At 73.0% G+C, this 24,335-nt stretch carries 18 protein-coding genes; 6 read left to right on the top strand and 12 right to left on the bottom strand.

What is annotated here, in order from left to right; all coding sequences use genetic code 11:
* Nucleotides 1-224: 224 nt before the first annotated feature.
* From FMM08_RS14465 to FMM08_RS14435, 7 genes are all read right to left on the bottom strand, one after another.
* The gene (locus FMM08_RS14465) at nucleotides 225-1,553 is read right to left on the bottom strand and encodes an extracellular solute-binding protein (protein ID WP_147927183.1); all 1,329 of its coding nucleotides are present in this window, start codon (nucleotides 1,551-1,553) and stop codon (nucleotides 225-227) included.
* Nucleotides 1,554-1,707: 154 nt separating this feature from the next.
* Nucleotides 1,708-2,934 (bottom strand): Gfo/Idh/MocA family protein, encoded by a 1,227-nt coding sequence (locus tag FMM08_RS14460; RefSeq protein WP_147927083.1) that lies wholly within the window; start codon nucleotides 2,932-2,934, stop codon nucleotides 1,708-1,710.
* Nucleotides 2,931-4,802, bottom strand: a complete 1,872-nt coding sequence (locus FMM08_RS14455; RefSeq protein ID WP_147927082.1) for a hypothetical protein — start codon at nucleotides 4,800-4,802, stop codon at nucleotides 2,931-2,933. The genes FMM08_RS14460 and FMM08_RS14455 overlap by 4 nt, the downstream gene beginning before the upstream one ends.
* Nucleotides 4,799-5,689: a sugar phosphate isomerase/epimerase family protein gene (locus FMM08_RS14450; protein WP_147927081.1), complete on the bottom strand. Its 891-nt coding sequence runs from the start codon at nucleotides 5,687-5,689 to the stop codon at nucleotides 4,799-4,801. Before FMM08_RS14450 ends, FMM08_RS14455 begins: the two co-directional genes overlap by 4 nt.
* Entirely contained in the window at nucleotides 5,686-6,900 is a 1,215-nt protein-coding gene (locus tag FMM08_RS14445; RefSeq protein ID WP_222710790.1) for a DUF993 family protein, read from the bottom strand. The genes FMM08_RS14450 and FMM08_RS14445 overlap by 4 nt, the downstream gene beginning before the upstream one ends.
* A complete protein-coding gene (locus FMM08_RS14440) occupies nucleotides 6,897-8,012 on the bottom strand; it encodes a Gfo/Idh/MocA family protein (RefSeq protein ID WP_147927181.1) in 1,116 nt (371 codons plus the stop codon). Before FMM08_RS14440 ends, FMM08_RS14445 begins: the two co-directional genes overlap by 4 nt.
* Before the next feature lie 181 nt (nucleotides 8,013-8,193).
* A complete protein-coding gene (locus FMM08_RS14435) occupies nucleotides 8,194-9,216 on the bottom strand; it encodes a DUF6807 domain-containing protein (protein WP_222710789.1) in 1,023 nt (340 codons plus the stop codon).
* Nucleotides 9,217-9,320: 104 nt separating this feature from the next.
* Between FMM08_RS14435 and FMM08_RS14430 the strand changes: the two genes are divergently transcribed.
* The 3 genes from FMM08_RS14430 to FMM08_RS14420 all read left to right on the top strand — a co-directional run bounded on the left by FMM08_RS14430 (nucleotide 9,321) and on the right by FMM08_RS14420 (nucleotide 12,323).
* Entirely contained in the window at nucleotides 9,321-10,361 is a 1,041-nt protein-coding gene (locus FMM08_RS14430) for a LacI family DNA-binding transcriptional regulator (RefSeq protein ID WP_147927080.1), read from the top strand.
* 278 nt (nucleotides 10,362-10,639) lie between these two features.
* The gene (locus tag FMM08_RS14425; RefSeq protein ID WP_147927079.1) at nucleotides 10,640-11,197 is read left to right on the top strand and encodes a DUF4365 domain-containing protein; all 558 of its coding nucleotides are present in this window, start codon (nucleotides 10,640-10,642) and stop codon (nucleotides 11,195-11,197) included.
* A complete protein-coding gene (locus FMM08_RS14420) occupies nucleotides 11,154-12,323 on the top strand; it encodes a hypothetical protein (RefSeq protein WP_147927078.1) in 1,170 nt (389 codons plus the stop codon). The genes FMM08_RS14425 and FMM08_RS14420 overlap by 44 nt, the downstream gene beginning before the upstream one ends.
* A 146-nt stretch (nucleotides 12,324-12,469) precedes the next feature.
* Here FMM08_RS14420 and FMM08_RS14415 read toward each other — a convergent pair whose 3' ends face one another.
* Nucleotides 12,470-13,177 (bottom strand): hypothetical protein, encoded by a 708-nt coding sequence (locus FMM08_RS14415; RefSeq protein ID WP_147927077.1) that lies wholly within the window; start codon nucleotides 13,175-13,177, stop codon nucleotides 12,470-12,472.
* Nucleotides 13,178-13,412: 235 nt separating this feature from the next.
* Between FMM08_RS14415 and FMM08_RS14410 the strand changes: the two genes are divergently transcribed.
* Nucleotides 13,413-14,249, top strand: a complete 837-nt coding sequence (locus FMM08_RS14410; protein WP_147927076.1) for a DUF429 domain-containing protein — start codon at nucleotides 13,413-13,415, stop codon at nucleotides 14,247-14,249.
* Nucleotides 14,250-14,318: 69 nt separating this feature from the next.
* Here FMM08_RS14410 and FMM08_RS14405 read toward each other — a convergent pair whose 3' ends face one another.
* The 3 genes from FMM08_RS14405 to hisD form a co-directional block, all read right to left on the bottom strand.
* Entirely contained in the window at nucleotides 14,319-15,158 is an 840-nt protein-coding gene (locus tag FMM08_RS14405) for a nitrilase-related carbon-nitrogen hydrolase (RefSeq protein ID WP_147927075.1), read from the bottom strand.
* Nucleotides 15,155-16,609, bottom strand: a complete 1,455-nt coding sequence (locus FMM08_RS14400; protein ID WP_147927074.1) for an APC family permease — start codon at nucleotides 16,607-16,609, stop codon at nucleotides 15,155-15,157. The genes FMM08_RS14405 and FMM08_RS14400 overlap by 4 nt, the downstream gene beginning before the upstream one ends.
* Before the next feature lie 143 nt (nucleotides 16,610-16,752).
* Entirely contained in the window at nucleotides 16,753-18,072 is a 1,320-nt protein-coding gene (gene hisD, locus FMM08_RS14395; protein WP_147927073.1) for a histidinol dehydrogenase, read from the bottom strand.
* Between the two features lie 89 nt (nucleotides 18,073-18,161).
* Between hisD and FMM08_RS14390 the strand changes: the two genes are divergently transcribed.
* Entirely contained in the window at nucleotides 18,162-19,052 is an 891-nt protein-coding gene (locus tag FMM08_RS14390) for a LysR family transcriptional regulator (RefSeq protein ID WP_147927072.1), read from the top strand.
* A 2-nt stretch (nucleotides 19,053-19,054) separates the two neighbouring features.
* On the opposite strand, the gene FMM08_RS14385 is transcribed toward FMM08_RS14390, so the two are convergent.
* On the bottom strand, nucleotides 19,055-20,944 hold the full coding sequence (locus FMM08_RS14385; protein ID WP_222710788.1) for a DUF2075 domain-containing protein: 1,890 nt from the start codon (nucleotides 20,942-20,944) through the stop codon (nucleotides 19,055-19,057).
* Between the two features lie 179 nt (nucleotides 20,945-21,123).
* Here FMM08_RS14385 and FMM08_RS14380 point away from each other — a divergent pair, with 179 nt between their 5' ends.
* Nucleotides 21,124-24,243, top strand: a complete 3,120-nt coding sequence (locus FMM08_RS14380; RefSeq protein WP_147927071.1) for a DEAD/DEAH box helicase — start codon at nucleotides 21,124-21,126, stop codon at nucleotides 24,241-24,243.
* Nucleotides 24,244-24,335: the final 92 nt, after the last annotated feature.

The raw sequence follows: 24,335 nt of genomic DNA, 5'->3' as shown, positions 1-24,335 counted from the left end.
CGCCCCGTGCGACCGGGGCGGCCGCGCCGGCCCCGCGCGGGTGCGGTGGTCACCGGGGGCGTCGGCACGCCCGCGGTGATCGGGGCTGTCTGTGACACGGTCCGTCTCCTTCGGCGTCCTGGGGTGCTGGCCGGGGTGCTGGTGAGCTGCGGGTCCGGGCCGCCGGGCCGGCCGGTCTCCTGGACCGGTCCGGCCCGGCGGCAGCCGGGGTGGGGCTCAGCGCGTCAGCTCTTGCCGCCGACCTGCTGCTCGTAGCCGGCGGTGATGTTCTTCAGCGCCGTGGCCACGTCCTGCTGGCCGTTGATGGTCTTGGCCAGCTCGTCCTTGGTCGGGTCCGTGGTGAGGCTCTTGCCCTCCAGGGCCCACTGCAGCTGGGACTTGTAGAAGGTCGTGGAGATCGGGTCGTACAGCTCGATCTCCTTGAGGTACAGGTCGAACGCGGCGGTGGCCGCCGGGGTGGTGAAGCCGTACTGCGGGCTCAGGCCCGTCTCCACCGGCAGGTAGCCGTTGGTGGCCACGAGCTTGGTGTAGTTGGCCGGGTCGTACATGAACTTCACGAACGCCTTCGCGACCTCGGCCTTGGCACCGCCGTTGTCGAACGCGACCACCACGCCGCCGGCGTTGACGTCGCTGGCCTGCGTCGGCTGGGCCGGGGTGGGCACCGAGGCCCACTCGAAGCCGGTGATGGAGGAGGCGAAGTCGGCCACCTGCCACACGCCGGACCAGTACGCGGTCACCTGGCCGCTCTTGAACAGCGCGTTCGGGTCGGCGCCGGAGGTCCACACCGACTTCGGCATGACGACGTCGTCGTTCATCGCCACGAACTTCTCGAGGGCGCTGGTGGTCTGCGCGTTCGGGGCGAACGAGCCGTCCTCCTGCTGCTCCATGTAGTTGCCGCCGTGCTCGTAGACGAACGCGCGCAGGCGGGAGGGGGAGTTGTCGAAGGTCAGGTCGTACTTGGCGCCGGTGGCCTCGCGGACCTTGGTGGCGTCGGCGAGGAACTGGTCCCACGTCCAGGTCTGGCTCGGGTCCGTCGGGTAGGCGACGCCGGCCTCGTCCCACAGGCTCTTGTTGATGAACATCCCCGACGCGGTGACGTCGCTGGGGATGCTCAGCACCTTGCCGGAGTTGGCGCCCTCGGTCGACGTCACGACGTACTTGCTGTCGATCTTGTTGGCCGGGTCCTCGGCGACGTCCTTGAGGTCCTGCAGCGAGTTGACCCAGATCGGGTCGATCGAGGGCACGTTCGCGGCGTCCGGGAGGGCGTTCGCCTGCGCCGACTGCTTGAGCTTGGTGACGTACCCGTCGTAGGGGACGTTGGTGATGTTGACGGTGGTGCCGGTCTTCGCCTGGAAGTCCTTGGCGAGGTCGTAGTAGCCCTTCGCCTGCGCGTCGCTGGCCGAGAGCCAGAAGTCGATGGACTTCGCCGCGCCACCGCTGCCGGTGTCCGCGTCGTCGCCACCGGAGCCTCCGCAGCCGCTGAGCGCCAGGGCGGCGCCGAGGCCGGCGGCCAGCAGCGCGAGCGCCCTGCGGCCCCCTCGGAACGTCGTCATCTGCACGGGTGATCCCCTCCGTCCGGCTGTCGCGCCGTCGCGACCTGCTGATGCTGGACCGTACGAGGAAAGCGTTTACCGCGTCAAGGGAGGTCCTGACATCCGGCCCGTCACGAAGAGGTCTCAGCGGGCGGGGGCCAGGAGACGTCGGTGCTCATCCCGCCCAGCGCGCGCCGGTGGCGCGGAACAGCCCGCCGTCGCCGTGCACGACGGCGTCCAGGGCCGCGTCGACGCCTTCCAGCACCGGGCGGCGTGCGCCGCCCACGCCCTCCCAGCGCACGTGCGCCGGGTCGACGGCCGTCACGGTGGCGGCCCGCACGGCCTCCACCACCTCCACGAACCCGGCGGTGGCCGCCAGCGGCGCCAGCAGCGGACCGCCGTCGGTGCGCCGGGCCAGCAGGTCCTCCAGCAGCCCCCTGCGCGGGTGCTGGCCGGCCAGCCCGGGCCGCTCCAGGAGGTCCGGCAGCGGACCCGCGCCGGCTGCCCCTGGGCTGCCTGAGCTGTCGGTGCTGTCGGTGCCCGGGAGCACCTCGACCCTGTCGACGTCGTAGTGCAGCCGCAGGGACGCCCGCGCACCGGTCACCTGCACCCAGGGGCGCGCGTCCGCTGGTCCTGCCAGCGTGAACGCCCCCACCACGGGCACGCCCGCCGCCGGGGTGCCGTCAGCGGCCACCACGCGCAGCGCCGCGGTGTCGTCGGCCTCGATGTCGCGGGAGCGGAAGAGCTCCACCTCCACCCGCGCCACGGCGTCGGCGCCGGTCAGACCCGCCAGGTGCAGCAGATCGGCCACGGCGTGCGCGAAGGGGTTGGTGAGGGCCCCGTCGACGACGTCGACCCCGCCCAGCGTCCGCCGCCCCGCCCACGGCGCCCGGGCGTAGTACGCCGCGTCGCGGGTCCAGCTGCCGCGCGCCGAGATGCGCCGCACCTCGCCCAGTGACCCGTCGCGCACAGCAGCGCCGACGGCGGCCAGGGCCGCTGACCCGAGCGCCTGGAAGCCCACCTGCACCCGGCCCGGGCTCGCGGACTCCACCGCGAGCAGCTCGGCCAGCTGCTCGCGCCGCGTCACGGGCGGCTTCTCCAGCAGCACGTCGGCGCCCGCCTCCAGCGCCTGACGGCCCAGCGCGGCGTGCGTGTGCAGCGGAGTGGCGACCACCACCACGTCGACGGGCTGGTCGGCGAGCAGCGCGTCGAGGTCCGGCCAGCGGGCCGGGAGGTCGGTGTCCGGCACCACCGCGCCGCCGTCCGCGACCACCGGGCCACCCTTCGGGTCCACCAGCCCCACGAGCCGCGCGCGGCCCTCCCGCTGCAGGCGCAGCGCGGTGGCCACGTGGTTGGCGCCGTACCCGTGGACGCCGACGACGACGATCCGCGGCAGCGTCACGGCCGCTGCGCCAGCTCGTGATCGCCGGTCCGGAAGCCAGGCATCAGCTCGACGCGCAGCCGCAGGCGCGAGGGCGTGCTGCCCGCGAGCACCAGCAGCTCGCTGCCACGAGCGCCCATGGCGTCGGTGCCGCCGAGGTGGCCGTAGTCCTCACCCGGCTCGTAGGCGGCGACGCCGCCGGGCGCTGCGGTGGCTCCGGCGGCGGTGAGTGCGCCGGAGGCCTCGACCACCTCGACGCGCAGCGCGTCGTCGCCGACCGTCCAGGTGGCCACCGCACCGGGCTCACCGGCCAGCAGGTGACGACCGTCGGGCAGCGCCACGAACTGCTCCGCCGACCCGGCTCCGAGACGGCCGTCTGCCTCTGGGCGGAGCGCGAGCTCCAGCAGCCAGTCGACGCTGGGCCCGGCGGGCGCCGAGACCACGTCCACCACCAGCTCCGCGCCGCCGTCGGTGAGCAGCACGTCGACGGACGTGGTCAGCCGCACCTCGTCGCGCTCGCGCTGGGCGAAGGCCATCGCGGCGCTGAAGCGGCCGTCGTCCTGCACGGCGTAGACGCCGTCCGCGTCCAGCAGCGGCGGGGCCAGCGGCTGGTAGTAGGCGGCGCTGACCTCTTCGCGCAGGTGGAGCGTCTCGCCGCCCTGGCCGAGGTCCGCGGGGCGGAAGGGGCCGAGGCCGAAGAACGTTCGGCTCAGGCGCACCGAGTCCAGCACGGCGCGGCCGGCCAGGGCCCGCAGCACCGTCGGGTTGACGGCCAGGCCCGAGCAGATGCGCCGGTGCTCGGCGTGGTCGCTGTTCGCCGCCACCACGACGGCCGCCCCCGGGCGGTGGTCCACCACGAGCCCGCACCCGAAGGTGCGCCGCCGGCGAGTCGGCGGGGGAGCGTCGGCGGGCAGCGGCGAGCCGACCCGCGGGTCGAGCAGGAGGGCGGCGGCTGCGGCGGCGCCGTCGAGGTCGTCGTGAGAGCCGGCGGCGTGCAGGCCCTGCGCCACGGCACGGCGGGCGGCCCAGGCGAGGTCACCGCGGCCGGTGGCCACCGCCACCGCGCGCAGCGGCACCGCGAACGCGGCCAGCGGGAAGTCGGAGCGGCGCTGGTCCTGGCGGCGCGAGTGCACGGTCTCCACCGCGCCGTCGGGCAGCAGCAGGTCGAGCAGGGCGTCGAGGCTGCTCTCGACGACGGCGAGCAGGTCCGGCCGGTCCAGCACGTCCGCAAGCAGCAGCAGCGACGGGTCGGACACGGCGGCGGCGTAGTTGGCGCTGCGCTCGGAGAACAGGCCGTCGGCGTCGACGTCCACGCCCTCGGCCAGCCACTGCCCGATCCGCGTGCGCAGCGCGCTCGCCGTCGGCTCAGGAGGGCTGAGGCGCAGGAGGCGGCCCAGCGCCGCCGAGAGCTCCCAGCGGTGGTTGGGCGTGTGCACCCCGCCGACCAGCAGCGGCGGCGTGAGGGCATCGAGCAGCTCGGCCAGGCCCTCGCGCACCCGCGCTGCGGCACTGGCGGGCGCTCCCGCAGGGGCGTCCCACCGGTCGAGGAGCAGCGCGGCGTCGGCGAGGTCGTTGATGCTGAAGGCCGAGTCGGGAGGTGAGTCGACGTTGTCGCCGCCGGCGAAGAGCCCGCTGGGGTTCTGCCGCGCCCGCAGCGCCGCCAGCAGCGGCAGCGCCCGTGTGAGCAGCTCCTCTGCGGAGCCACCGACGCCGAGGACGCTGGCCACCACGAGCGCGCGCACGCGCGCGGCGAGCGGCCGGTGGGCCAGCCGGGCAGCCTCGCCCGGGTCTTCGGCGAGCACCCGTGCGACGTCGTCCGCCAGCGCCGAGGCCACCGCAGCGGCGAACTCCTCGTCGCGCTGCGCCGCGGTGGGGAGCGGGACGCTCACAGCGCGAGGTGCCTCACGCTCGCGGCGGTGGCGCGGGCCACCTCCAGCGGGTCGGTGGCCCACACGTCGGCGTTGAACACCTCGACCTCCACGTCACCGGTGTACCCGGTGGCCGCGACGGCCTCGACGAGGGGGGCGAGGTCGACGACGCCGTGGCCGGGCAGGTGGCGGTTGAGCAGGACGTCGGAAGCGATGGGCACCATCGCGTCGGCCAGCTGGAAGCTGGCGATGCGCCCCTCTCTGCCGGCGCGCGCGATGCCCTCGGCCACCCGGGGGTCCCACCACAGGTGGTAGGTGTCGACGACGACGCCGACGGCCCGCGGGTCGAACGGCGCCGCGAGGTCGAGCGCCTGCTCCAGCGTCGAGACGACCGCGCGGTCGGCGCAGTGGATGGGGTGCAGCGGCTCCACCGCCAGCGTCACGCCGGCGTCGAGGGCGTACGGGGCCAGCTCCGCGAGGGCGTCCGCGACGGCAGCGCGCGCGGCGGGCAGGTCCTTGCTGCCCGCTGGCATCCCGCCCACCACGAGCACGAGCACCGCCGCCGAGCCGGGAGCGCCGGCTGCGGCCAGGGCGGCGCACTCGTCGACGGCGCGGCGGTTGTCGTCGAGGGCGGCCCGGCGCTCCGTGCCCTCCGGCATGGTGAAGAACCCGCCGCGGCACAGCGAGGAGAACCGCAGGCCCGAGCTCGCCAGCTGCTTCACCGCGACGTCGAGGCCCACCTCGGCGACCTCCTCGCGCCACAGCCCCACCGCGCCGATGCCGGCCTCGCCCGCCACCTCGAAGACGCGGGGCAGGCCCGCGCGCTTGACCGTGGCGGAGTTCAGCGAGAGCCGCGGGGACACCTGCGGGGCGGGCGCGCTCGTCGTCGTGCTCGTCTCAGGGGTCATGAGGCCACCCCGTGCACGGCGAGCAGCGCGGCCCAGCGCTGCGCGGCCAGCTCGGGCTGCTCCAGGGCGCCCGCGGCGTCGGCCAGGCGGACCAGCTCGGACAGGTGCGGCAGGGAGCGGGCGCTGTGCAGGCCGCCGACCATCGCGGGGGAGGCCTGGTGACCGTTGAGCCACGACAGGAACGCGACGCCCGTCTTGTAGTAGTAGGTCGGGACGGCGAAGACCTGCCGCGAGAGCGCCTCGGTCGGCTCGAGGATGCGCCGGTACTCGCGCTCACCCTCCTCACCGCCGCCTTGGAGGGCCTGCAGCGCCGCGGAGGCGTTCGGGCCGACGGCGGCGAACGCGCCGAGCAGCGCGTCGGAGTGCCCGCCCACCGCTCCGTCAGCAGATGCGTCACCGGCGATGAGGTCGACGTAGTGGAAGTCGTCCCCGGTGAAGACCCGCGCCGGCGCGGGGACGAGCTGGCGCAGGGCCACCTCGGCGTCGGCGTCGAGGAGGCTCACCTTGACGCCGCGGACCGCGCCGGGCAGGCCGGCGGCGTCCTCGATGATGCGCACCACGGTCTTGGAGGCGGTGGGCACGTCGTCGGAGCCCCAGTACCCGGCGAGCGCCGGGTCGAAGGCGGTGCCGAGCCAGTGCAGCAGCACGGGCGCGCCGGCGCGGGCGATGACGCGGGAGTAGACGCGCTCGTAGTCGCCCGCGCCCTCGGCCACGCGCGCCAGGTGCCGGGAGGCCATGAGGACGACGCCGGCGCCGGCGTCCTCCGCGTGCGCCAGCTGCTCGCAGTAGGCGTCGGTGATGGCGTCCAGGGAGGGAGCGGCCTCCTCGAGATGGTCGGTGCTGACCCCGACCACCACCGAGCCGCCGGCCTCGCGGGCGGCCGCGGCGGAGCGCGTCACCAGCTCGCGGACGGCGGCAGGGTCCAGGCCCATGCCGCGCTGGGCGGTGTCCATGGCGTCGGCGACGCCCAGGCCCCAGCCGAACAGGTGGTGGCGGAAGGCGAGGGTGGCGTCCCAGTCGATGTCGGCCGGGCTGCCGGGGGTGTTCTCCGCGGCCACGCGCGGCACCACGTGCGCGGCGGCGTACGCCGTGCGGACGGTGATCGGGCTGGTGGGGCGCGTGAACGCGGGCGCCTCGCGCAGCGCGATCGTGCGGGTGGTGCCGTCCGGGGCGAGCAGGACGGCGGTGGGGGCCGAGCCGAGAGCGCTCACGCCTGCACCTCGTCGGCGACGGTGAGCCGGCGACCCTCTCGGGAGGAGCGCAGGCCCAGCTCGGCCAGGAGCACGCCGCGGGCGCCGGAGGCGAGGTCGAAGGGGTAGGTCTCGTGGCCCGGCTCGTCGAGCACGTGCCGCAGGAACCCCTCCCACTGCGCGCGGAAGCCGTTCTCGGTCTCGGCGTTGTCGGGGACGGTGGTCCACGCGGCGCGGTGGTCGATGGGGTCGGGCAGGTCCGGGTTCCACACCGGCTTGGGCGTGGCCACGCGGGGCTGCGCCTCGCAGTGGAAGAGGCCGGCGACGGCGCTGCCGTGCGTCCCGTCGACGTGGAACTCCACCAGCTCGTCGCGGTGGACGCGGGTGGTCCAGCTGGAGTTGATCTGGGCGACCACGCCGCCGGCCAGCTCGAAGATGCCGTAGGCGGCGTCGTCGGCGGTGGCGGTGTAGCGCTGCCCGGCCTCGTCGACGCGGGAGTCGATGTGGGTGACGGCGCGGGCGTAGACCGCCTCGACGGGGCCGAAGAGGTGCTCCAGCACGTAGTTCCAGTGCGGGAACATGTCGACGACGATGCCGCCGCCGTCCTGCGCGCGGTAGTTCCAGCTGGGCCGCTGCGCCGGCTGCCAGTCGCCCTCGAACACCCAGTAGCCGAACTCGCCGCGCACGGACAGGATCCGGCCGAAGAAGCCGGAGTCGACGAGGCGCTTGAGCTTGAGCAGCCCCGGCAGGAAGAGCTTGTCGTGGACGACGCCGTTCTTGACGCCCGCGCGCTGCGCCAGCTCGGCCAGCTCGACGGCCTCGGCGTGGGTCTCCGCGGTGGGCTTCTCGGTGTAGATCGCCTTGCCGGCGGCGATGGCCCGGCGCAGCGCCGACGCGCGCTGGCTGGTGACGAGGAAGTCTCCGTAGACGCCGAACGCGTCGTCGGAGAGCACCTCGTCGAGGTCGGTGGAGACGTCCTCGACGTCGTGGCGGGCGGCGATCTCGGCGAGCTTGGCGCGGTTGCGGCCTACGAGCACCGGGCGGACCTGGGCGCGGCTGCCGTCGGCGAGGAGCAGACCGCCGGAGTCTCGGATGGCCAGGATCGAGCGGACCAGGTGCTGGCGGTAGCCCATGCGGCCGGAGGCCCCGTTGAGGATGACCCCGACCGTGCGCTGGCCGACCGGCTGGTCGAGGCGGCGGGTGGTGGCGCTGGGCGCCGGGGCGGTCGTCGTCACGGGGTGACCTCCATCGTCGGAGAGCTCGGCAGCGCGGGAAAACGCTTACCGCAACCCTGCCCGACGGTGCAGCGACCCGTCAAGGTGTTCCCGGGAGGGCGGCCAGCGCGTCGGCGACCTGCTCCGCGGTGAGCTGCGCGTCCGCGACGAGCACCCGGTGGGCCAGCAGCAGGTGCTCTCCCGGGGCGAGCACCACCTCGGTGGAGAACGCCGGCGAGGGCGCGATCCCGGGGAACTCGGCCGAGCGCACGAACCAGTCCGTCCGAGCGCCCGCGCGTCCGGGGACGTCGGCGGAGAGGTCGGCCACCAGCGCCACCGTGCCGCCGCTGCCCTCCTCGCCGTCCACCCCGTCGCGCGGACCGCTCAGCGCCAGCCATGGGGTGGTCTCGGACGGCGACCCCATCGCGACGTCCTCGGCGACCTCGCCGGCCGGCGAGAGCACCGGCCTTCCGGTCCAGGAGCGCGGCCCGCGCCAGAACAGTCCGCAGTACCCGGCTGCCGGTCGGCCCAGGGTGGTGGGGCTGCCGATCCGCAGCTCCTGGCCGGAGGTGTTGAGGAGGTCGCTGACGAGGTCCAGCGCCCAGGTGCCCGGCCGGTCGGGTGCGCCGCGGTCGGCGCTGTGCACCACGAGCGAGCGCCGCTCCAAGAACCACTCCGCGCCGCCGTGGGTGAGCCACTGCAGCTTCTGGTCCAGCTCGACCCTCTGCCCGTCCGCCGTCACCGCGGCGTGCTCGAACCCGAGGTGGCGGACGGACCCGACCTCCTCCAGCGGCAGGTACCCCTGGTCGGGCACGTAGGTGTTGCCGCCCCAGAAGTTCTGCGGCGCTCCGCGCTCGGGGGTGACGTGCGTGAGCGTGACCGCCAGCCCCTTGTGCCAGCGGTGGTCGTCGGGGCGGTGGTCGGTGACGACCGCGCCGCTCGTCGTGCGCAGCGGGTGCAGGTGCGGCTTGGGTGACTCCCACGGGTCGCTCGGGTCGTCGAGGACGTAGCGGAGCAGCTCGATGCCGCCGGCTCCGCTGTCGTCGCCGTCCTCGGTGGTCAGGACGACGACGACCTGCCCGTTCTCCTGATGCATCTCCAGCCGTGCGCCCCTGCTCTCCACCACGCCTCCGTTCAGCCCTGCCGATCGACCCCGTCCAGCCTCAAACGGTGCAGACGACGACGGTAAGCGTTTCCCGAGTCGTCGTGTTCTGCGAACATCAGCGCATGGCACGCAGGACAGAGACGTCGGCCGCGACGCTCACCGACGTCGCGCGACACGCCGGGGTGTCGCTGGCCACCGCGTCGAGGGCCCTCAACGGCAGCTCCCGGGTGGTGCGACCGGACCTGGCCGCGCGCGTGCAGGAGAGCGCCCGCGTGCTGGAGTACCGCGCCGACCCCAGTGCGCAGGCCATGGCGCGTGGTCGCACCACGGTGGTGGGGCTGCTGGTCACCACCATCTCCGACCCGTACTTCTCCAGCATCGCCGCCGGGGTCATGCAGGCCGCCGAGGAGCGCGGCCTCGTGGTGACCCTCGCCGCCACCGGCGGTGACCCGGCGCGCGAGCTGGAGCACGTGACGGCCCTGCGGGCGCAGCGCGCCACCGCGATCATCATCGCGGGGAGCCGACACAGCACCGGTGACGGCGCCGCTGACCCGCTGGCCGCCGCGCTGACCGGCTTCCGCGACAGCGGCGGCCGGGTGGCGGTGGTCAGCCAGCAGCGGCTGCCGGCGAGCACGCTCGTGGTGGACAACCGGGACGGCGCGCACCGCCTGGCCGCTGAGCTCGGGGGGCTGGGGTACCGCCGCTTCGGGGTGCTCGCGGGGCCGCCGGGGCTGCTCACCTCCGAGGACCGTCTCGACGGCTTCCGGGCGGGACTGGAGTCGGTCGGGCTGCCGCTGACCTCCGAGCGGGTGCTGCACGTGCCGTTCACGCGGGACGGCGGCCACGCCGGAGCCCTGGAGGTGGTGGAGCGCGGCTGGGACGTCGACTGCCTGTTCGCCGTCAACGACGTCATGGCCGTCGGTGCCATGGCGGCGCTGCGCGAGCGCGGGGTGACCGTGCCGGACCGGATGGCCGTGGCGGGCTTCGACGACATCGAGACCCTGCGCGACGTCACGCCGGCGCTGACCACCGTGCGCCTGCCGCTGGAGCAGATCGGGCGGGACGCCGTCGACCTGGCCCTCACCGCCGCCGACGACGGGGACGTGCGCGTGGAGCGGGTGCGCGGTGAGGTGGTGCTGCGGGGGAGCACCCCGGAGCGCTGACGAGTCGCAGAGACCCGGCGAGATCCCGTCCATCACCGCGTCCGCGGTGGACCTCGCAGACCAGAGGCGCGCAGAGCCCTTGGCGGCCGACGGCGGTACCGGTACCACCTTGGGATGTGATCGATCTCTTCGAGGGTGAGGGCGCTGAGTAGCCGTCCTTCACCCTGGAGCTCCGGTGCGGTGACTCTCGGTCGAGGTCGAGACGAACGTCCAGCCTGTCCCACACCGGCGGCTGAGCCCGCTCGACCGCTGTCGGTGCAGGGGTGCACGATCACCTCGTGTCCTCCAGCGCCGACAACGCCTTCTCGGGCGACTTCGGTGAGCAGTGGCTCCAGGTGGTCGCTTCCGGCGCCAAGCTCCTCCACGGGCGTCCGCTCACGCTCGACTTCGAGAAGGCCGACATCGAGATCGTGCTGCCCGAGGTGGTGCCCGGTACGGCGTACCCGACGGTCAAGGCCCAGGTGAAGACCACGGTGTCCGCTCGCGTGACGGACTCAGGCGACCTCGTCTACGACCTGGACGTCAGCACGTACGACCTCCTCAGGAGGACCGACCACGCGGTGCGACGCGTTCTCGTCGTCGTGGCTCTGCCCGGGGAGGACCTGGCCAGGGTGCGGGTCACCGAGGGCGGAACGCTGCTGGTGGGCAGAGCCCGCTGGGTTTCTCTCGAGGGTGCTGAGCCGACGTCCAACGCCTCGACCGTCAGCGTGACGCTGCCCGGCTCGCAGGTGGTCGACCCGGAGGGGCTGAGAGGGTTGCTGCTCCAGCACGGAGTTCGCACCCCGACCCCCGTTGCCGACGTCGATCCGTGGAGAGGAGGTGATGACGATGTCTGAGGTCTCCGACCGGCTTGAAGCAGTCGCACGCTACCTCGAGCGCACGTCGTGGCGCGCTGCCGATACCGATGACCGGACTGCGCTGTGGCTGCCGCCTCAGAGGGAGACCGCAGAGCCTGGTCTGCAGGTGGTCCTTCCCGTCAACCCGTCGCTGGCCGACGCGGCGGAGCTCATCGAGAAGTCGTTGCGCGTCGTGGCCTGGGCAGAACGGCGCAGCCTGGACGAGGTCCGCCACGACGTCGCCACCGAAGGTGCTGACCGGCTCTCGGTGCGCCTGCCGGCGGATGCCTTCGACGGTCAGGTCTCCCTGGCGACGGCTCCGGATCTGCTGGTCGCCGTCCGCAACCTGGTGGTCGGTGCTGCAGTCGGCGTGGAGACGGATGACCCGCTGGTGCTGCCGCCCCGCCGTCCGCAACAGGTGGAGGCGTACGTCAGCCGTGCCCAGGTGAGCACCCGCGCCGGAAGCTTCGTCGTTGACGTCGAGCTCCCCGGGGATGAGCGCACGTCCGACACGCTCGACCTGGAGACCGGCCCACCCCTGGCCCGTCGCATCACCGACAGGGTGCGAGCGGTCGCCGCCGGAGCCACCGCCCTCGCCACGCAGATCGGTGCCGGAGACCGTGACGTCACGCAGTTCGCGCAGAACGCGGCGGACACCGGGAACGCGACGGAGCTCGACGCTCTGGCGCAGCTCGGGCGGGGACAGGGTCGAGCGCACCGGTACCAGCTGCGACTCGCGCAGACACCGCTGTGGGGGACGACCTCCGCCCCTCCTTCGGTGTTCACGGTCACCCCCGCCCACCAGGCCGTGCTCGCCGAGGCAGCGACGTACCTGCGGGAGCGACGCTCACGTGATGGCGTGACCGTGACGGGTCTGGTGGTGCGCCTCGCCCGCTCGGGAGCGCACGGGGCAGGCGACGTGACGGTGGAGGGAGTCGATGACGACAGCGGTGTCGCCCGCCGCTACGCCGTCAACCTGTCCGAGGACGACTACCGCGACGCCATCCGTGCCCACACGGAGGGTTTCCGCGTGGTGGTCGTCGGTGATCTCGACGTTCGAGGCACACGGTTGTCCCTGCGCCGCGTCAAGAGCTTCGACGTGCTCGCGGACCCGTCCGGCGGCTGACTCAGCACCGGTGGTGCGGGACTCGTCCCGCCGAGCCTCCGCGCGCGAGCGGCGCGCCTGCAGGGGTGGGGCGCTTCGAGGTGGCGGCGTCGTTCCTCCTGACCGAGGGGAGGCTGCCGTGGGAGTCGCGATCGTCGACGCCGACGTCAACCTTCCACGGCCGTGATGAAGCCGATGCCGAGCTGGTGGATGAGGAAGTCGACCGTCTCGATGGCCAGAGCGTCCGGCGAGTCGAGCAGCAGCCACCGCAGGCGTTGAGCTCGGTGGACCTCAGCCGGGACGGGCCGGCCCTGGAGGCGCTGCCAGCAGTCGTCGTCAGGGTCCCCCAGCCTCCTCATCACCACGTCGACCACGCCGGGCCAGAGGGGCGAGCCCCACCAGTGGTGGCAGGACAGCCGCCCGTCCAGGGCGACCGCCAGGAGCGCCGTGTCCACGCCGTGCTCGTCGGCGATGTCGATGAGGCCCGCTACCCGGACCTCGGCCACGTCGATGAAGTCTTCGGTCTCTTCGGCTCCCAGGTCCAGCAGGTTGCGGCCGCCGGGCAGCACGCGCAGCGGGTGGAAGGCCACGGCCAGGGCTCCTTCGAGCCCCTGCTCGAGAGCATCGATGTCGGCCACGCCGCGGAGAGCTGTCCGGAAGATGCGCGTCGTGGACACGTTGATCCGGAACATCTCCGCGTCACTGATCCGGCTGTCCGGTCCGGCGTGCCAGTCCTCCAGGGCGGTGTTGCGCCAGTACAGGTGGGTCGCCCCGATGGCGGCCCACGCCTCGAGGACCGGGCGGTCTTCCACGTCGAGGCCGAGCTGGGCGGCGGCTTCCCGCAGGGCAGCCGGGTCGAGGCCGGGCGAGGTCACGTCGGACGTTCCTTTGACATGGGACCAGGCTGCCCACCACCACCGACATCCGGCATCTACCACCGACTGCTGCCGCTGAGACGAGGCGAACGGTTGAGGCGTCCCTCCGGGCGGGTGCCGTGCGGACCCGGGCGTGGGCGGAGAACCGGTGGCGGCCGCCTCGCAACACTTCGAACGGGGTCCGGGCGGGTGAGTCACCTGCCGCTGGTCTGCTCCACCGACTGATGCTCGTGGGGTGACCGCTCAACGCTTCCTCGGCATCGACCTCGCCTGGGGCGTGCACACAGCTGCCCGGCCCGCCCGCGAGACAGCGCTCGTGCTCCTCGACGACCACGGCCGCGTGCTGGACGCTGGCTGGTGCCGCGGTGTCGAGGCCGTGGTGAGCTGGGTCGACGATCGCGTCGAGGGCGAGGACGTCCTCGCCTTCGTCGACGCGCCGCTCGTGGTCGACAACCCCACTGGACAGCGGACCTGCGAGAAGCAGGTGGGTCAGCGGTACTGGCGCTCGCAGGTCTTCGCCAACAGCACGAGCCTCACCTCGCCGCACGACGCCGGGCTACGGCTCAGGGCGGCCTTGGAGGAGCGGGGCTGGCGGTATGACGCCGGGTGGAACGGCCCGGCAGCTAGCGGTCGCGTGATCAGCGAGTGCTACCCGTACACGGCGATCGTGGGCGTCGACGAGCTCGGCTACGAGGAGCGGCCCCGCTACAAGCGGAAGCCGAGGAGCGTGCGTTCGAGCGAGTGGAGCCAGCTGCGCGCTCAGGAGTGCGACGAGCTGATCCGTCGGGTGGCGGCGCTCGTGGACGCCCCGGTCCCGCTCGACCTGGCGAGCCACCCGGTGACCGCGTCGCTCGTCGACGCGCCCTCGCCGACGGCTGAGGGGCCGTACAAGCACCGCGAGGACCTGCTGGACGCCGCGATCTGCGCCTGGACCGCTGCCTACTGGCACCGGTTCGGCCTGGAGCGCTGCCAGGTGCTAGGCGATGCCCTGGGCACCTCCGGCAGCGCGACGATCATCGCGCCGGCGAAGCCGGGTCAGCGACCGCTCGAGCCGTCTCTGGCGGGCGTCTGAGGTCGGTCCTGGGCCGGAGGGGCCGTGCGCTCGTGGCGCTGACTTCCTTGATCGTTGAGGGGACAGGGGTCAGGAGGCAGGGGAGACCGCCCGGTAGAGGTCTGGGCGGCGGTCGTTCATGAGGTGTGCGTGCTCGGTCAGCCGCTTGTCGCGCGACGCCGTCAGGTCCAGGTCGGCCCACGCCACCCCGGTGCCGGTGCCCACCTCGGACACCACCCAGCCGTCGGAGCTGACGACGCTCGTGCCCTCGTTCCAGTCCACCCCGCGCTCGGTGCCGGACCGGTCGGCGCACGCGATCGCCACGTGGTTCACCCGTGCCGCCGCCATGGCGATGACCACCTCCGGCACGCGCTCACCGTCCGGGCGCGGGACGAGCGGCCAGTTGGTCGGCACGGCGATGAGGTCGGCCCCAGCGAGCGCGGCGGTGCGGGTCCACTCGGGGAACTCGAGGTCGTAGCAGACCATCACGGCGATCCGGCCGTGCGCGGTGTCCACCACGGGTGGCGCCGCGGAGCCGGGGGTGAAGACGAGCTTCTCCCGGTCCCACAGGTGCGCCTTGCGGTAGACCGCGCGCACGCCGCTGGCGTCGACCACCGCGGCGGAGTTGTAGAGCAGGTCGTCGTCGCCGAGCTCGCAGAACCCGCCGACCACCACGGCCCCCTCGCGGGCGGTGCACGCCGCGGCCCAGGCCGCGAAGACGCCGTGCTCCGGCGTCACCGCCACCGTCCGCGCCTCCTCGCGGGAGGTGAACACGTACCCCGACGTCACCAGCTCCGGCAGGACGACGACGTCCGCGCCCTCGCTGATCGCCGCCCGCGCCGCTGCCGCCGACACCTCGGCGTTGGCAGGCAGGTCGGCGATAGCGGGAGCCAGCTGGCACGCCGCCACCCTCGTCGTCGTCGTCCTCATGACTGGGAGCGTTCCAGGTTGGCGCGGACCCGGCCGGCGAGCCCGGGCGCGTAGGAGATCGCCACCCCGAGCACCAGCCATGCGAGCACCACCCACGGGAACCACGAGTAGGGCGCCTCGAGGCCGACGGCGTTGCGGTAGATCGTGTAGATGACCAGCGCCAGGCCGAGCACCGGCACCACCACCTGCCACCTCGGGGCCTTCGCCGCGCCACGGAAGAAGAGGAAGCGGATCGCGCCGGCGGTCGCCAGCACGTACGCCACCAGCAGCGCGATGGTCCCGATGGTCAGCGCGTAGTACGTGGCGTTCAGCGCGCCGGAGGTGACGGACAGCCGCTCGATGAGGACGACGAGGAGCGTGAGCACCCCGGCGACCACCAGGGCCGTCGACGGCGCGCCGGTGGGGGAGAGCCGGGCGATGCTGCGCTGGCTGCCGGTGTCGCGCGCCAGCGCGAAGAGGATGCGCGCGGCCGCGGAGACGGTGCCCAGGAAGATGGCGAAGAGGCTGACGATCGCGGCGACGGTGAGCAGGTCGCCCAGCCACGCGCCGACGTAGGCGGTGCCCAGGTCGAGGTAGGGCGCCCCGGCGGAGGAGAAGGCCTTGGTGCCCGCCTCGTCCGTGCCGTAGCCGAGGGACTGCGCGACGATCGACAGCAGGTAGAAGGCGCCGACCACCACGATGGCGATCTTCAGGGCACGGGGGATGTCGCGCTTGGGCTCGCGGGTCTCCTCGCCGAGCGCCGCGGCGCCCTCGAAGCCCGCGAACGCCAGGAAGCCGAACACCGCGGCGGCGGCGATGGTCGCGACGCCGGTGCCGGAGGGGAGGCTGAGGAAGTCGGCGTTCAGACCGCGCCCGCCCGGAGCGGTGCTGGTGGCCAGGCGCACGAGGATGACGACGCTCAGCAGCGTCACGAGCGCTGCGCCGATGAGCTCGGCGTACAGCAGCGACCGCGTGATGACGTGCACCTCGCGGCGCGCGAGCACCAGCACGACAGCCAGCGCGACGACGAAGACCAGCGCGTAGTCGACGCTGAACCCCGCCCCCAACCTGTCGAGCAGCTGGTCGAGGAAGAAGCCGATCTCCATGCCGGAGCCGGCGCCGATGGTGACGTAGGCGAAGAACAGCGCCCACCCGGCGACGAAGCCCGACCGCGGGCCGAGCGTGATGCCGACCAGGGCGTACACCGACCCGGTGTGGGAGATGTGGCGCGACAGCTTCACGAAGCCGTAGGCGACGAGCGAGACGGCGACGAGCGCGAAGACGAACGCCCACGTCGCGCCCGGGCCGAGGATGCCGGCCGCGCCTGCGCCCAGCAGCGCCATGACGCCGACGGGACCGATCAGGCCGACGGAGAAGGCGGCGGCGTCGGCCACCTTGAGCTCGCGCTTGAGGCCACCGGTCGATGACGACGACGAGGGCGGTGTGCCTGTCGATGAGGTGCTGGTGCTCATGGCGCTCCTGGAGGTCTGGGCACGGGGTGCTGCGGGTGGTCTGGCGTGGAGGGGAGGGACCCCCGCCGCCGGGCTGGGGGGATCAACCGACGGCGGGGGCGTTCGGGGGGGCTGGGCCCGGGGCCCGCTGAGCCCGGCCGGACTCAGGCGGTCCAGCGCGCGGTGCGCAGGGTGGCGGTGGCGCTGTGGGCGGCCATGCCCTCGGAGTCGGAGATGACCTGCACGGCCTCGGCCAGCAGCGGCGTCGCCTGCTGGGTGATGCGCTGGTAGGTCAGCGGCTTGAGGAAGCGCGAGACCGACAGGCCCGCGCTGTGCTTGGCGCCGCCAGCGGTGGGGAGCACGTGGTTGGTGCCGGCCATGCCCTTGTCGGAGTAGGCGACTGTGGACGCCTCCCCGATGAAGAGGGACCCGTAGTTGCGGAGCCGGTCGTGGTACCAGTCGTCGTCGGCGGTCTGGACCTCGAGGTGCTCGGGGGCGAGGTCGTCCATGAGGGTGGCGGCGGTCTCGCGGTCGTCGGCGACGAGCACCGAGCCGAAGTCGCGCCAGGCCGGTCCGGCGATGTCGCGGGTGGCCAGGGTGGCGAGCTGCTTCTCGATCTCCGCGACGACGGCGGCGCCCAGCTCCTGCGAGGTGGTGACCAGCGCGGCGGGGGAGGTGGGCCCGTGCTCGGCCTGGCCGAGCAGGTCCGCGGCCACGAGCACCGGGTCGGCGGTCTCGTCGGCGATCACCGCCACCTCGCTGGGACCGGCGGGCAGGTCGATGGCCACCCGGCCGAACAGCTGCCGCTTGGCCTCGGCCACGTAGGCGTTGCCGGCGCCGACCAGCATGTCGACGGGGCCGTCGCCGACCAGCCCGAACGCCATCGCGGCCAGCGCCTGGACGCCTCCGAGCACGAAGACCCTGTCGACACCGGACACGTGCGCTGCGTAGACGACCGCCGGGTTCGCCTTGCCGTCGGGCTGGGGCGGGGTGCAGGCGACGACGTCGCCGACGCCCGCGGCCTTGGCGACGCCGACCGTCATGAACGCGCTCGCGGTGAGCGGGAAGCGGCCGGCGGGCAGGTAGGCGCCGACGCGTCCGACGGGGATGTAGCGGTGGCCGACCACGAGGCCCGGCTCGAGCTCGGTCTCGACGTCGACGAGGTGGCTGCGCTGGACCTTCGCGAAGGCCTGGGTGCGGCGGGCGCCCAGCTCGATGGCCTCGCGGAGATCGGCAGGGAGAGCGTCGCCGGAGGCGGCGACCTCGGCGGGGGAGAGCTCGACGTCGCGGCCGTCCCAGCGGTCCAGCTCCGCGGCGTGCTTGAGCACGGCGTCCATGCCGCCGGCCTCGATGTCGAGCAGCATCTGACGGACGCGGCTGGCGACGGCGGGGTCGTGCTGGGCGGGCGGGGCGTCGACGGCGGGGGCCTTGAGGACGGTGAAGCGGCCGGCGAGGGAGGTGAGGACGGCAGGCGTGGAGAGCACGTCAGCGACGGTAGGGAGACGCGCATCACCAGGACAAGAGGGCGACGTCTTGTGTGAAGCACAGGGTTCCCCTGTGAATACTGGCCGGCGTGACGTTGGTGCAACTGCGGGCGTTCCTCGCTTCGCTCAGGACGGGGAGCTTCACGGGCGCGGCCCGGGAGCTCGGGATGACGCAGGCGTCGGTCTCGGAGCTGGTGCGCCGGCTGGAGGAGGAGTCCGGCGGCGAGCTCTTCGTCCGCGGGGCTCGCCGGCTGGTGGTGACGGCGGCGGGTCGCGAGCTGGCGCCGTACGCGGAGCAGGCCGTGACGGCTGCCGACGCCGGTGCGCGGGCGGTGGCGGCGCTCGGAGCGCTGGGCGGGGGGACGGCCTCGTTCGGGTTGTTGCGCAACGCCGACCACTACGCCCTGGCGGGGCTGGTGGAGCAGTTCCACACGCGGTACCCCGCGGTGCGGGCGAGGTTCGTGGGGCAGAACTCGGTGGAGGTGGCCGCCTCTGTGGTCTCCGGCGAACTGGAGGCGGGGCTGGCTGTGCTGCCTGTCGACGACGACGGGCTGGACGTGGTGCCGCTGCTGCGCGACGAGGTGCTGTGGGTGAGTGCTGACCCGGGGCGGGCGGCGGGGCCGGTGTCGATCGCGGACGTGGCCGCGGCGCGGCTGGTGCTCTATGACGCGCACTACGGCTGGCGCGACCCCACGCGCCGCCAGCTGGCCGAGAGGGCGCAGCTGGCCGGCCTGTCCCTGGAGGCGAGCATCGAGGTCGAGCACGTCGAGACGGCGCTGCGGCTGGTGGCGCGCGGTCTGGGGGACACCTTCGTGGCGAAGGCGGTGACGCAGTCGGCGGTGTTCCCTGAGGGGCTGCACGTGGTGCCGTTCGCGGAGCCGCTCTACGACACCGTGGCGCTGGTCAGCCGCAGGGGAGCGGTGCTGTCACCGGCGACGCGGGAGATCGCCCGGATGGCTCGGGCGATGCTCGGCGCGTGAGGTCAGTGGGCGAGGCGCCGGAGCGCCTCGCGCGTCTCTTCGTCGGTCGAGTAGAGGACTGTCCCGACCATGCCGCGCGTCAGCAGGACCTTGTAGGTGTTACGCACCAGACGGTCGAAGGCCATGTCGTCGACGGACTTGGCGCTCCGGAACATCGGGTCCTTGTTCGCAGACCTCACCGTGGTGAAACGCCCGTCACGCCACACGAGGTCGGGGCCGAGGATCACGCCGGACCAGTCGTATTCGAAGCCCTGCGCCGTGTAGACGCAGCCGACCTGACCGAAGCCGCCGTCCTCTGTCGCCCAGAGCGGCGAGGGAGGGGCGTCGCCGACACGTCGCTCACCCTTGGCGTTCCACGGACGCGCCCACGAGCCGATCTGCACGTCGGGCACCAGCTTCCCGTCCACGGGATCGGACCAGGGCCAGCAGTACCCCGCAGCCATGCGGGCTCTGTATCCGGGCCTGCCGTCCTGCTCCTTCCTCTTCTCGGCGAGGAAGGCCTCCATCTCCTCCGGCGAGTCCGCCACGCGGACCTCGAACGGCGACAGCTCGTCACCCGTCCATGGCACCGGTCCGCCGTGGAGGAGCCCGAGGAGCCGCAGCACCCAGTCGAGGTAGACCTGCGAACCACCGCAGCGGAACTGCCCGTCGAGGTTGACGTGCACCACCTCGAAGCCAGCCGCCTCGGCGTGCGAGGTGATCTCATGGAGGGACCCCATCTCGCCGGGGCGCACCACCTGGTGCTCGTCGAGGAGGAAGACGGGGACGCGTGCGGCCGCCAGCAGCTCGTCGACCTGCGCCTTGCCGGTGCGGTCCTGCGCCCGCGTCCAGCGGTTCGCCGAGGTCTGTCGGATGCGGTGCGCCTCGTCGAGGATGAGGACGTCGAGGCCGTTCTTCTCCGCGGTCATGAAGTCGTTGAAGTACTTGAAGAGCTTCTGGGTTCGCGTCGATCCCTTGCCCACCACGCGCCGCATCGTCTGCGTGAAGGACTGCGACCCCGTGGCGTGGAGGACCGTCCGCTGCTCGCGGGCGAGCTCACCGAGCAGGGACAGCGCGATGACGCTCTTCCCGCTGCCCGGGCCACCGCTGACGACGACGACCCGCTTGTGGTCGGACTGGCGAGCGCGGCGCACCTCGTGGTGCACGAGTCGCGCGGCCAGCTCCTGCTCGTCGAGCAGGCGGAACTGCTCGCGGTCCCGCACCTCGTCAGCAGCGACGGCCAGCAGCTGCTTGCTCGGTGCCACGCGCGACTTCAGCAGGTGGTCTGCGCTGGCGACGCCGCTCACACCGCCGTCCAGTCGCGACCGCAGGAAGTCCAGCCACGCTCCGCGATCTGCGCCCGTGAAGAGCTGACCTCGCGTGTCCATGGGGTAGGCCTCGAGGTCACCGACGGCCAGCGGGTCGTGCGCGTTGTGGAGGTAGGCAGCGCCGGCGAGCCCGTCCGGCTGGTCCGCGAGCGCCACGAGGAAGTCGGCGAGGTACTCGCAGTAGCCCCGCACCTGGGCCACCGGGTGCAGCTTCGGGCCACCGGGCATCCCGGCGACGTCGACCAGGTGCGGATCGTCCTCGAAGGTGGTCGCCCGCGACCACTGCTTGAGCTCGACGACGATGTACGAGGGCTTCCGAGTCTTCGGGTGGACTCCCGCGAGGATGACGTCGGCTCGCTTGCTGGTCAGCGGCAGCGTGTGCTCGACGAGCACCTCGACCCGCCCGAGCCCCGCGTCGGCGAGGTCACGGGCCAGCACCGGCAGGCTCGACCGCCACGACGCCTGCTCAGCCGGAGAGGCCCGCCCGAGGCGCGCGTGGATGCCTGCCTGCAGCATCTGCTCGATGAACGAGTCTGTACCAGCGTCGATCAGCAGTGACGACGCCGACGTCCGAACCAGCGGCACGTGGACTTCCCCCAGGGCAGCACGAAGCGAGTCGTGCGGGTGGAAGCGTGTCCAGGCATCGGCACAGCCGGTGAGGAAGCTTGTCGGGCCGCGTCACGCACGGTAGCTCGACCGGGTGATCTGCGTGAACGGATCGAACGGGCATCCACGTCCCCCATCGGCGTGTGAAGCTGCGATGCGTGACCGCCGCGACGCCGCCCGGTGCCTACGAGGCCCTCCTCACCCAGAGGCTCCACCAGGCGCTCGAAGCCTCGGACCTCGTGCCCGAGCACGGCACCGTCCCCGACGCAGCAGCCCCCGATGTCCTCGCCCGCCACGTCGCCGTCGCCGTCCAGCGCGCCCTCGCCAGCGCCAAGCCCGAGCAGCGGGCAGGCCTCGTCAACCGCGTCCTCGACCTCGTCGGCGCCCCGGAGGACGACCACGTCAGCCAGATCGAGCAGCTCCTCGCGCTACGGCTGGCGGGGCTGGGGGAGGGCTGGCCCCGCCACCGCCCGGTCACGCCGCTGTCCGACGTCGCGCTGCTCACCAACAGCCACGGCGAGCCCAACCTCGGCGCCGAGCTGCGCGCGGAGATGGCCAGTGCCGACCACGTCGACCTGCTGTGCGCCTTCGTCCGCTGGCACGGCATCCGCGTCCTCGAAGACTCGCTCACGGAGCTCGCCGAGCGCGGACGCCCGCTGCGGGTCATCACCACCACCTACTGCGGTGCCACCGAGCGCAAAGCCCTCGACGTGCTGGTCCGCCGCTACGGCGCGCAGGTGAAGGTCCGCTACGAGACGCAGAGCACCAAGCTGCACGCCAAGGCGTGGCTGTTCCGCCGCGGGTCGGGGTTCGACACCGGCTACGTCGGCAGCTCGAACCTGTCGAAGTCGGCGCTGGTCGACGGGCTGGAGTGGAACGTCCGCATCTCCTCGGTCGCCACGCCCACACTGGTGCGCAAGTTCGAGGCGACCTTCGACACCTACTGGAACGACGCCGCGTTCCTCGACTACGACCCCGACCGGGACGCGGAGCTCCTCGACCGCGCGCTCGTCGAGCAGGGCGGGGGGTCACGCAGCACGCAGGTGGCCGCGGTGTCCGGGCTCGACGTGCAGGCGCGTCCCCACCAGGTGGAGATCCTCGAAGCGCTCGACGTCGAGCGGACCGTCCACGACCGGCACCGCAACCTCGTCGTCGCGGCCACCGGCACGGGCAAGACCGTGGTCGCCGCGCTCGACTTCCGCCGGATCCGCGAGCAGTCGGTGGCCGAGCGTCGCGGCGAACCGAGGCTCCTGTTCGTCGCCCACCGCAAGGAGATCCTCGAGCAGTCGCTGCGCACCTACCGCGAGGTGCTCAAGGACGGCTCCTTCGGCGAGCTCCACGTCGGCGAGTACAAGGCCGAGCAGTGGCGGCACGTGTTCGCCAGCGTCCAGTCGCTCACCGCGCAGCGCCTCGCGCTGCTCGACCCTGACCGCTTCGACGTCGTCGTCGTCGACGAGTTCCACCACGCTGACGCCTCCAGCTACCGCCGACTGCTCGACCACCTGCGCCCCGCTGAGCTGCTCGGGCTCACGGCGACGCCGGAGCGCGGTGACGGCGTGGACGTCCGCAGCTTCTTCGACGGGCGCACGGCCTTCGAGCTGCGGCTGTGGACCGCGCTCGAGGCGGACCTGCTGTGCCCGTTCCACTACTTCGGCGTGCACGACGGCACGGACCTCACGCGCGTCGAGTACGCGCGGCGGGCGGGGTACGACCTCAACGGCCTGTCCGACGTCTACACGGGCAACGACGCCCGCACCCGCATCGTGCTGAGCACCCTGCAAGACCGGGTCACCGACGTCGACAGCATGCGCGCGCTCGGCTTCTGCGTGTCCGTGGCGCACGCGCAGTACATGGCGCGGCGGTTCAGCGAGGACGGCATCCCGGCGCTCGCCGTCCACGGCGGCACCTCGGCGCACGAGCGAGACCGAGCGTTCGCCGCGCTGAAGGCGGGTGATGTGCGGTGCCTCTTCGCCGTGGACCTCTTCAACGAGGGACTGGACGTCCCGGACGTCGACACGCTCCTGCTCCTGCGGCCCACGCAGTCGGCGACGGTCTTCCTGCAGCAGCTCGGGCGCGGGCTGCGGCGCGCGCCGAACAAGGCGGTGCTGACGGTGCTCGACTTCATCGGGCAACACCGCGCTGAGTACCGCTTCGACGTCCGCTACCGCGCGCTGACCGGAGCGACGCGGTCGCAGCTGGAGGCGCAGCTCGAGCAGGGCTTTCCCTACCTCCCGCCCGGATCGCAGCTGGTGCTCGACGCGGTTAGCCAGAAGATCGTCCTGTCCAACGTGCGCTCCTCCCTGCGGATGGCCAAGGAGGAGCTGCTGGCCGACGTCCGCAGCTACGCCTCGGGTGGTCGGGTGCCGACGCTGCAGGAGTACCTCGACGACAGCGGCCGGGAGGTCGCCGACGTCTACCGCGACCGCGGCACCTACGGCAGCTGGACCGCGCTGCTGCGCGCTGCGGGCCTGCCGACGCCGGAAGCCGGTCCGGGGGAGGCCGCGCTGCTGAAGCGCGTGGCGGCTCTGGTCCACGTCGACGACGACGAGCGCGCCCGCGCCTACTCACGCTTCGTCACCCCGGGAGCTGCGGCGTACGAGGAGCTGAGCGACCGCGAGCAGCGCCTCGCGCGGATGCTGTTCTTCACGCTGTGGCCGAACCGCGGTGGGTTCGGGGCGTACGAGGAGGGCTTTGACCACCTGCGGCAGCACCCGGCGGTGGTGGCAGAGGTCCAGCAGCTGATGGCGGGGGCGGTGGAACGGGCGCGGCACGTGCCGAAGCCGCTGAGCCCGGCGCTGGCGCACCTGCCGGTGCTCAGCCACGCCACGTACCGGCGTGACGAGCTGCTCGCGGGTCTGGACTACGCCGACGAGAAGCGCTCGACCGCTGGGCACGTCAGCGGAGTGGCCTGGTGCGAGAGGACGGCGGTGGACGCGCTGCTCATCAACCTGCGCAAGGACGAGCGCGCCTTCACCCCGACCACGATGTACCGCGACTACGCGCTCTCGCCGCGGCTGTTCCACTGGGAGAGCCAGAACGCGACGTCGCCGGAGTCACCGACGGGACGGCGGTACGTGGAGCATGAAGCGGCCGGGTCGCACGTCGTGCTGTTCACGCGGGAGGCGCCGAAGGGGGAGATGGGGACGCCGCCGTTCCTGTGTCTCGGCACGGCGACTTACGCCGAGCACCGCGGGGAGCGGCCGATGGCGATCACGTGGAAGCTGCAGCGCCCGATGCCGGCCGACGTGGTGCAGACAGCTTCCGCCGCGAGTGCTTGAGCGGCCACAGTCGACGGTGGCCGATGCTCGGCATCTGAGGTTCGGCAACTTGAGCTGCAGAGATGTGCTGCTTTCGGCCGTGGCCGGGTGAG

It is taken from the genome of Quadrisphaera setariae (genome assembly GCF_008041935.1).
Taxonomy (GTDB): domain Bacteria; phylum Actinomycetota; class Actinomycetes; order Actinomycetales; family Quadrisphaeraceae; genus Quadrisphaera; species Quadrisphaera setariae.
This window is presented reverse-complemented; position numbering and strand designations above follow the sequence as displayed.

Excerpts from the sequence above, each read along its gene's own strand:
- FMM08_RS14465 (WP_147927183.1), bottom strand. The coding sequence starts at position 1,553 with ATGACGACGTTCCGAGGGGGCCGCAGGGCGCTCGCGCTGCTGGCCGCC.
- FMM08_RS14450 (WP_147927081.1), bottom strand. The coding sequence starts at position 5,689 with ATGACCCCTGAGACGAGCACGACGACGAGCGCGCCCGCCCCGCAGGTG.
- FMM08_RS14440 (WP_147927181.1), bottom strand. The coding sequence starts at position 8,012 with ATGGGCTACCGCCAGCACCTGGTCCGCTCGATCCTGGCCATCCGAGAC.
- FMM08_RS14430 (WP_147927080.1), top strand. The coding sequence starts at position 9,321 with ATGGCACGCAGGACAGAGACGTCGGCCGCGACGCTCACCGACGTCGCG.
- FMM08_RS14405 (WP_147927075.1), bottom strand. The coding sequence starts at position 15,158 with ATGAGGACGACGACGACGAGGGTGGCGGCGTGCCAGCTGGCTCCCGCT.
- FMM08_RS14400 (WP_147927074.1), bottom strand. The coding sequence starts at position 16,609 with ATGAGCACCAGCACCTCATCGACAGGCACACCGCCCTCGTCGTCGTCA.